Origin of the sequence: Streptococcus sp. 1559, assembly GCF_013276735.1 — a bacterium.
GTDB lineage: Bacteria > Bacillota > Bacilli > Lactobacillales > Streptococcaceae > Streptococcus > Streptococcus pseudopneumoniae.
Window position 1 is genome coordinate 479 of sequence record NZ_VMLO01000123.1, and the last position, 1,117, is coordinate 1,595.

Genomic DNA, 1,117 nt, shown 5'->3' on the forward strand with positions numbered 1-1,117 from the left:
TAGTAGCTCCTTTGTGTGATAGATCTTGTCAGCGATATTGAGGTAGATGTCACCGTCAACTTCTTTTATAACGAATGCTTTTGTCTTTCTGCTGAAGTAGACTTCTTTTCCTTGTTCAACAGGGATATAGCAACGATTTTGGAATCGGATATGGTGTCCACGATCCACGACTCTCTCCGCCAGTCTAGCTAGAATGAGATTTCGTTCAGAGGGCTTAGGAGCCACCTCGAAGACAGAGAGTTTTGTCTTATTTCCAAACTGTTCATTAAAGGTTTGAATGTAGGAAAGAAGGAAAGTATTGGCTTCTTCCAAGGTATGAATATTGTTTCGTTCCAGTTCAATAGGCAGGCGAGATTGTAGTGCCTGATTGAGTCTTTCGACTCTCCCTTTAGTTTGAGGGATAGCGGTTGTCTCAAGGAGAATCCCCAGTTGGTGACAGGCGTATCCAAACTGTGTATGGGTATCGTCCTCCATTTTCTTAGAGTTGGAGGCTTGATAGGTAAAGACCGTTCTCTTATCTGTTTTAATTTGAAGGGGAATGCCGTGATTGGCTAAGATTTGTTCAAGGACATGATAGTAAGCATTCAAGTTCTCTTTTTTATCAAAATAAGCCCCTAGGATATTGCCGGAAGCATCATCAATGGCTAAGTGTAAGTTAGAGGTTTCTGCTCCAAAGCAGGCATGAGGGCTAGCCTCCATTTAGATGACTTCTCGCCAAAAAATTGTAAAAAGTAAAAAAAGTTTAAAAAAGGTGTTGACAAAGTTTAAAAAGACTGTATAATAGTAAGAGTTGAAAATAACAACTCTGGTCCGTTGGTCAAGGGGTTAAGACACCGCCTTTTCACGGCGGTAACACGGGTTCGAATCCCGTACGGACTATAGTATGTTGCGGTTGTAACACTTGATGAAAAAAAAGATTAAAAAAGTTTCAAAAAAAGTGTTGACAAGCGAAAGTGACTGTGATATACTAATATAGTTGTCGCTTGAGAGAAGCGAGTGACAAAGACCTTTGAAAACTGAACAAGACGAACCAATGTGCAGGGCACTACAACAACTGTTGTAGTACTGAACAATGAAAAAAACAATAAATCTGTCAGTGACAGAAATGAGTGAGAAC

1 tRNA gene and 1 pseudogene are annotated in these 1,117 nt (G+C 40.2%); one reads left to right on the top strand and one right to left on the bottom strand.

Features of this window, described 5'->3' with window-relative positions:
* A pseudogene (locus tag HT688_RS11150) lies at positions 1–699 on the bottom strand (transposase family protein); the annotation flags it as partial.
* A gap of 108 nt (positions 700–807) precedes the next feature.
* Between HT688_RS11150 and HT688_RS11155 the strand changes: the two are divergent.
* Positions 808–879: transfer RNA gene (locus HT688_RS11155), tRNA-Glu, on the top strand.
* Positions 880–1,117: the final 238 nt, after the last annotated feature.